This window comes from Streptomyces synnematoformans (assembly GCF_039531005.1).
Lineage (GTDB): Bacteria > Actinomycetota > Actinomycetes > Streptomycetales > Streptomycetaceae > Streptomyces > Streptomyces synnematoformans.
Genome location: NZ_BAAAPF010000355.1, coordinates 1 through 7,029, shown reverse-complemented (window position 1 = coordinate 7,029; position 7,029 = coordinate 1). Strand labels below are relative to the sequence as shown.

At 77.2% G+C, this 7,029-nt stretch carries 5 protein-coding genes; 3 read left to right on the top strand and 2 right to left on the bottom strand.

The annotated features are described in order from the left end of the window. On the top strand, positions 1-1,428 hold a 1,428-nt coding region (locus tag ABD317_RS31695; RefSeq protein WP_344294468.1), incomplete at its 5' end, for an amino acid ABC transporter ATP-binding/permease protein. Next, positions 1,425-3,218, top strand: coding sequence for a sensor histidine kinase (locus ABD317_RS31690; protein ID WP_344294466.1), 1,794 nt, complete (start codon positions 1,425-1,427; stop codon positions 3,216-3,218). The genes ABD317_RS31695 and ABD317_RS31690, both read left to right, overlap by 4 nt. 29 nt (positions 3,219-3,247) lie before the next feature. On the opposite strand, the gene ABD317_RS31685 is transcribed toward ABD317_RS31690, so the two are convergent. Then, positions 3,248-4,144, bottom strand: a complete 897-nt coding sequence (locus ABD317_RS31685; RefSeq protein ID WP_344294464.1) for an HAD family hydrolase — start codon at positions 4,142-4,144, stop codon at positions 3,248-3,250. Between the two features lie 172 nt (positions 4,145-4,316). Further along, positions 4,317-5,936, bottom strand: coding sequence for a penicillin-binding transpeptidase domain-containing protein (locus tag ABD317_RS31680; RefSeq protein WP_344294462.1), 1,620 nt, complete (start codon positions 5,934-5,936; stop codon positions 4,317-4,319). 87 nt (positions 5,937-6,023) lie between these two features. On the opposite strand from ABD317_RS31680, the gene ABD317_RS31675 reads away from it, so the two are divergent. After that, the gene (locus ABD317_RS31675) at positions 6,024-6,989 is read left to right on the top strand and encodes a LysR family transcriptional regulator (RefSeq protein ID WP_344294460.1); all 966 of its coding nucleotides are present in this window, start codon (positions 6,024-6,026) and stop codon (positions 6,987-6,989) included. Positions 6,990-7,029: the final 40 nt, after the last annotated feature.

Below are 7,029 nucleotides of genomic sequence, written 5' to 3'. Positions count from 1 at the left end.
CTGATGGCCCCCGACCCGGACACCGTGGCCGCCCTCGCGCCCCAGGTCGTCGACGTGCTCACCGGCACCGCGGAACTCACCGTCGCCGGCGCCCTGCCGCGCCGCCTCGCCGCGCTCCGCGACGCCGACCGCCGGCTGACCCGCACCGCCGCCGGCAGCGCCGCCGCCCTGGCGGAGGGCGCCGGGCTGTCGGCGCTGGTCTGCGGGCTGACGGTGGTCGGCGCGGCGGCGGCCGGGGCGCAGGCCGTGCACGACGGGCGGCTGCCCGGCGTGTGGCTGGGGGTGGTGGTGCTGGGCACGCTCGCGGCGTTCGAGGCGGTGAACGGGATGCCGCTGGCGCTGCAGCAGCGGTCCCGGGTGCGGCGCAGCGCGGCCCGGGTGGACGAGATCCTCGACGCGCCGCCGCCGGCCGCGGAGGGTACGGGGCGGCCGCCGGCCGATCCGTTCCCGGTCGCGCTGACGGGGGTCTCGGCGCGGCACCCGGGGCAGGAGGGGCTGGCGCTGGACGGCGTGGACCTGCGGCTGACGCGGGGGCGGCGGGTGGCGGTGGTGGGTGCGTCCGGGTCGGGGAAGACGACGCTGGCGCACGTGCTGCTGCGCTTCCTGGACCCGGTCTCGGGGACGTACCGGCTGGGCCGTCCGGACGCGGCGGGCACCGCTCCCGGTTCGGAGCAGCGCTCTCCCGCGAGAGCACCGCTCGCGGGCGAGAGCACCGCCGACGCCCTCGGCTGCGACCCCGACGCCGTACGCCGCCTCGTCGGCCTCTGCGCCCAGGACGCCCACCTCTTCGACAGCACCCTGCGCGAGAACCTCCGCCTCGCCCGCACCGGCGCCACCGACAACGAACTCCGCGCCGCCCTCGCCGCCGCCCGCCTCCTCGACTGGGTCGACACGCTGCCCCGCGGCCTGGACACCCCGGTCGGCGAACACGGCGCCCGGCTCTCCGGCGGCCAGCGCCAGCGCCTCGCCCTGGCCCGCGCGCTGCTCGCCGACTTCCCCGTGCTCGTCCTCGACGAACCCGCCGAGCACCTCGACCTCCCCACCGCCGACGCCCTCACCGCCGACCTGCTCGCCGCCACCGAGGGCCGTACGACGGTGCTGATCACGCACCGGCTGACGGGGCTGGCGGCGGTGGACGAGATCGTGGTGCTGGAGCGGGGGCGGGTGGTGCAGCGCGGGTCGTACGCGGAGCTGGCGGAGGCAGAGGGGCCGTTCCGGCGCACGCTGCTACGGGAACGGGCGCAGCCCGCCCCGTACCCGGACCGCGCCGCTGACCCGGACGCCGGGGCGGGCGAGGGCCCGGACGCGGCGGATGCGCCGGATGCAGCGGATGCGCCGGATACGTCGGGGACACGGGCGGCACGGGCGGCCGGAACGGGCAATCCCGACTTTCCATACCAAGAGCCGCTTATTACCCTCAGGACATGACCGCCGCCGACTCCATGGACGCCGCCGCCCGCGCCACGCGCGGACTGCAGGGCGTCTCCAGCGAGCTGGCCGAGCGCGTGACCCAGCTGCTCGCCGCCATGCGGTCCATCGGCACCGGGTTCCAGCTGCACCCCACCCTCGACGTGATCGCGCAGACGGCGGCGGAGCTGGCGGGGGCGCGGTACGCGTCGATCGTGGTGATCGACGAGCAGAGCGGGGACCTGGACGAGTTCGCGTCGTACGGCGTGGACGAGGTGGACCGGGCACGCATCGACGAGATCCCGGACGAGCCCGGGACGACGCTGACGGTGCCGATCGACGTGGACGGGCGGTACTTCGGCGACCTGGTGCTGTCGGAGAAGCGCGGCGGCGGGCGGTTCCGGGACGACGACCTGCACCTGGTGCGGGTCATCGCCACCGAGGCGGGTATCGCGATCGGCAACGCGCGGCTGCACCGGGAGACGCGGCAGCGGGAGCGCTGGATCGACGGGGCGCACGCCGTCACGACCGCGCTGCTGTCGAGCACGGACGCGCGGGATGCGCTGGGGGTGATCGCGGAGCAGGCGCGGGGGCTCGCGGACGCGATGGCGGGGGTGGTGCTGCTGCCGCGGGCGGGGGCCGACGTCGGCGGTGCGGGCGGTGCGGGCGGTCTGGGCGGTCTGGGCGGTCTGGGCACGGTCGGCGGTGCGGGCGGCGTCGGCAGTACCGTCGGCAGGCGCGGCGGCGGCCGGCGGCGGGGGGCGGAGTGGCTGGAGGTCGCGGCCGTGGCCGGGGAGGGGGTGGCGGACCTCGTCGGGATGGCCCTGCCCTCGTACAGCCCGACGGTGCAGGCGCTGCTGGCGGGCAAGGAGGTCTTCCTCGACGACGCCGGCGCCGATCCGCGGGCGGTGAGCGAGGTCGCGCGGCGGTTCGGGCCGTGCATGATGCTGCCGCTGCGGAGCGGGAAGCGGGTGCTCGGCGCGCTGTCGCTGCCGCGGGCGCCGGGCGGCCGGCTGTACACGGAGACGGAGAAGCAGTCGGCGACGCAGTTCGCGGGGCAGGCGGCGCTGGCGCTGGTGCTGTCGGAGGCGCAGCGCGACCGGGAGCGGCTGGCGGTGTACGAGGACCGCGACCGGATCGCGCGCGACCTGCACGACCTGGTGATCCAGCGGCTGTTCGCGACGGGCATGCAGCTGCAGGGGGCGAAGCGGCTGGAGCGGGCGCCGGAGGTGCGGGAGCGGATCGACGCGGCGGTCGACGCGCTGGAGACGACGATCGAGGAGATCCGGGGCACGATCTACGCGCTGCAGCAGGAGCCGGAGCAGGCGCCGACGGGGGTGCGGGCGCTGGTGCTGCGGGAGGTGGCGACGGCGGCGGCGCCGCTGGGGTTCCAGCCGTCGACGAGCTTCGTGGGGGCCGTGGACGAGCGGGTGGACGAGCGGATCGCGCGGAACCTGCTGGCGGCGCTGCGGGAGGGGCTGTCGAACGCGTCGCGGCACGCGGGGGCGGGGCAGGTGGGGGTGGTGGTCGACGCGACGGCGGAGCTGGCGGACGGGCGGGACGCGGTGCGGCTGACGGTGGCGGACGACGGGCGGGGGCTGTCGCCGGCGGAGGGGCGGCGGAGCGGGGTGCGGAACATCGAGCGGCGGGCGGAGGAGCTGGGCGGCCGGGCGACGTACGGGGCGGGGCTGGGGGAGTGCGGCGGGGGCACGTCGCTGATCTGGGAGGTCCCGCTGGAACCGCCGGCCGGCGAGGCACCGGGCGGGGCGGAAGGCCCGGGGGCGGAAGGCCCGGGGGCGGACGCGGCGTAGAGGGTGGGCGCAGAGCGCCGCTCCCCCCGTCACACCCCGTGCAGCAGCTGCTCGATGACCGCCGCGACCCCGTCCGCCTCGTTCGCCGCCGTGCGGTGCGTCGTCGCGGCCAGGACCTCCGGGTGCGCGTTGGCCATCGCGTACGACGTGCCGGCCCACGTCAGCATCTCGATGTCGTTCGGCATGTCGCCGAAGGCGACGACCTCACCCGCCGCTATCTCCCGCGCCGCGCAGTAGCGCGCCAGCGTGCTCGCCTTGCTCACGCCCCGCCCGCTCACCTCCAGCAGCGCGCTCGGCGTCGACCGCGTGAACTCCCCGTACGCCCCGGCCCCCGCCCGCGCCGCACCCAGGAACTCGTCCGCGCCGCGGCTCGGGTGGAACGCCAGCAGCTTCAGCAGCGGATCCCCCGCCCGCGCCCCGTCCTCCGCGAGCAGCTTGTCCACCGGCGCGATCTGCCCCTGCTCCCGGTGCAGCGCGTATCCCGGTTCGCGGCCGAAGCCGCCGGTGTACTCGACCGCGAACGCCGTCCCGGGCGCCGCGGCGCGCAGGAAGTCGACGACCGCGCGGGCGTCGGGGACCGGCAGCGGGCGGACCTCGGTCAGCTCCCCGCCGCGGTGCAGGTCGACGACCGCGGCGCCGTTGGCGCAGATGGCCATCCCGTGCCCGTGCACGTGCTCCGCGACCGCGTCCATCCACCGCGCCGGCCGGCCCGTGACGAACACCACGGCCAGCCCCGCCGCCTCCGCCGCGGCGAGCGCGGCGATCGTGCGGACGGAGACGGTCTTGTCGTCCCGCAGCAGGGTGCCGTCGAGGTCCGTGGCGATGAGCCGGGGCCGCGGTCGGGGGCCGGACCCGGGCCGCGGCCCGGGCCAGGGGCGGGACCCGGGATCGGGGGACGGCGGGAGGGGGGCGGCGGCGTCGGTCACCCGGCCATCATCGCGTACGGCCGCAGAAGACCGCACGCGCGTACGGACGTGCGGGCAGGAGGGGCGTAGGCACACGCGGGCGTACGGGCAGGAGGGGTGTACGCACATACGGGCGTACGGACGGCACCGCACAGCGCAGCCGGAAGCGCACCTCCGCCCCCGCCGCACCCCCTCACCCCACCGCCGCCAGCACCTCCCGCACCACCGGCCCCGCGTCCCCCGACCCGCTCTCCGCGTCCTCCACCACGCACGCCACCGCCACCCCGTCGCGGTACGCCACCAGCCACCCGTTGTTCGGCCCCGTCGCCGTCACCTCCGCCGTCCCCGTCTTCGCCCCCACGTCTCCCGGCAGCTCCGCCAGCACCTGCGCGCTGCCCTCCGTCACCGTGTCCCGCATCAGCCGCCGCAGCTGTTCGACGACCCCCTCCGGCAGGGCCTCGGCGGCGGCCGTAGCCGTGTCCCGTTCCCCCGCCACGATCACCGGCTGCCGGAACGTCCCCGTCGCCGCCGTCGCCGTGACCGCCGCCATCACCAGCGGGTTCGCCCGCAGCCGCCCCTGCCCGAAGAGCGCCGCCGCCTTCTCCGTCTCGTCGCCCGGCACCGGCACCTCGCCGTCGAAGGACGGCACCCCCGTGTGCCACACCTCGCCGATGCCGAAGTAGCGGTGCGCGAAGCCCGTCATCTCCTCGTTGCCGAGGGAGTCGCGCAGTGCGACGAAGGCGGTGTTGCAGGAGTGGATGAAGTCCTCGCGGAAGGTCGCGCCGGGGATCTCGGAGGTCTCCACGTTGTGGAACTGCTTGCCGACCGTCAGGTACTTGGGGCAGTCCACCGTCGTCTCCGGGCTGACCGCGCCCTTGTGCAGCAGCGCGGCGGTCGTGACGATCTTCCAGGTGGAGCCGGGGGCGTACGTGCCCTGGAAGGCCCGGTTGAAACCGGTGGCCGGCGAGTTGGCCGCGGCCAGCACCTCGCCGCTGTCCATGTCGAGCGCGACGAGCCCGGCGTTGCGCCCGCCGACGTGCCGCGACAGCGCCTCCTCGGCGGCGCCCTGCAGCTCCGCGTCGACCGTCGTACGCAGCGGCCCGTCCCCCGCGTCGCGCCGCGGCCCGAAGCGCGCCTCGGTGCTCCGCACGTCGCCGGTGTGCCGGTCGACGACCTGCACCGCGCCCTGCGGCTGGCCGCCGCCGAGGCCGAGCACGCCGGCCAGCGACGGGTGGTCGGCGGCGGAGACCGCGGCACCGTCGCGGTCGACGGCGGCCAGTTCCGCCGACTCCTCCCGTACCAGCCGGAACTTCTCCGTCTCCGTCAGCTTCGGGTGCATCGCCCCCAGCTCCCACCGCACCCGCCAGGGGCCGTCGTCGCCCGCGCGGGTCAGCGGCAGGGTCGCGTCGTACGTCCAGGTGCCGAGGCCCCGTACGGGCATCTTCGCGGTGTACGTCACCCGCGCTCCGTCGTCGCCGTCGGCCCGCGCCTCCCCCGCCGTCAGCTCCGGGTCCTCGATCTCCAGGCCCTCCGTGAAGCTCACAAGACTGCGCTCCGCCTGGGCCGGCGAGTCCGTCAGCCGGGCCGCCGCGCCCATCCGTCCGGCCTCCCAGCCGTCGAGGAACCGTTCGGCCGTCCGCCGCGCCCCGGGGTCCGCGGTCCCGCCGGACCCGTCGTCCGTACCGCCGTCGAGCGGGCCCGCCCAGGCCCAGTAACCGCCGCCGGCCAGCACCACCGCCACCACCGCGAGCACCGGCCCGCGCCGGTGCCGGCGGCGATGCCCGTCCCCGTACCCCGCCCCATGTCGTGTCATGCCCGACAGCAGACCAGCCGCGCGCGCCCTCAGTCCAAGACCAATATCCTCATCGAGCCGATAAGCGATTCACTATCATTCCTGTTCATGGACCTCCTCCGGCATCTGCGCTACTTCAGGGCGGTCGCCGAGGAAGGGCACTTCGGCCGCGCCGCCGAGCGGCTGCGCATCGCCCAGCCGTCGCTGTCCCAGCGCATCCGCCGCCTGGAGCGCGAGCTGGGCGTGCGGCTCTTCGACCGCGGCAGCCAGGGCACGGCGCTCACCCCCGCCGGCCGGCTCGTGCTAACGGAGGCCGACCAGGTGCTCGCCGCCGCGGACCGGCTGGCGGCGGCCGTCGCCCGGATCGGCAGCGGCGCCGCCGGCACGCTGCGCGCCGCCGTGCCGCCGCACCTGGGGCCGGCGGCCGTCGCCGCGCTCATCACCGGCTACCGCGAGCGGTCCCCGGGCGGCGAGCTGGAGCTGCGCGAGCTGACGACGACCGCGCAGGCCCGCGAGCTGGCCGCCGGCACGCTCGACGCGGGCGTCGTACGGCATCCGTGCCCCGCCGCCGGGCTCGCCTTCGGGCCCGTACTCCACCAGCCGCTCGGCGCGCTGCTCGCGGCCACCGACCCGCTCGCCGCCGCCGGCGCGCGGCTGACGGCGGCCGACCTGAACGGGCGCGCGCTCGTTCTCACCCCGCGGGCCGACGACCCCGCACTCCACGACGAGGTGCTCACCGCCTGCGCCCGGCACGGCTGCACCCCGGCCGCCGTCCACGAGGCGCCCGGCGGCGACTTCACCCGCGCGCTCGTCCTCTCCGGCGCCCCCGCCGGCGCCGGCGGCGCCGTCGCCCTGCTGCCCCGTACGAGCGCGGGCCCCGGGACGGTGTGGCGCCCGCTGGCCGGCGAGCCGATCGGGTGGCGTACGTCCGCGGCGTGGCCGGCGGACGGGCACGGCCCGGCCGTGGCCCGCTTCGCGGCGGCCGCCCACGAGGCGATGCGCGACCACGCCGGCATGCGCCCCGCCCGCGCCGCGGCCGTCCACCCCCGCCCCGCATCGGAGTACCCGCTGTGACCCCGCCCCAGCCGCCGTCCCCGCCCCCGCCGGAGCCGCA

What these genes read in the sequence shown, in the direction of transcription:
- ABD317_RS31690 (WP_344294466.1), top strand. Translation starts at nt 1,425, where the DNA reads ATGACCGCCGCCGACTCCATGGACGCCGCCGCCCGCGCCACGCGCGGA.
- ABD317_RS31680 (WP_344294462.1), bottom strand. Translation starts at nt 5,936, where the DNA reads ATGACACGACATGGGGCGGGGTACGGGGACGGGCATCGCCGCCGGCAC.
- ABD317_RS31675 (WP_344294460.1), top strand. Translation starts at nt 6,024, where the DNA reads ATGGACCTCCTCCGGCATCTGCGCTACTTCAGGGCGGTCGCCGAGGAA.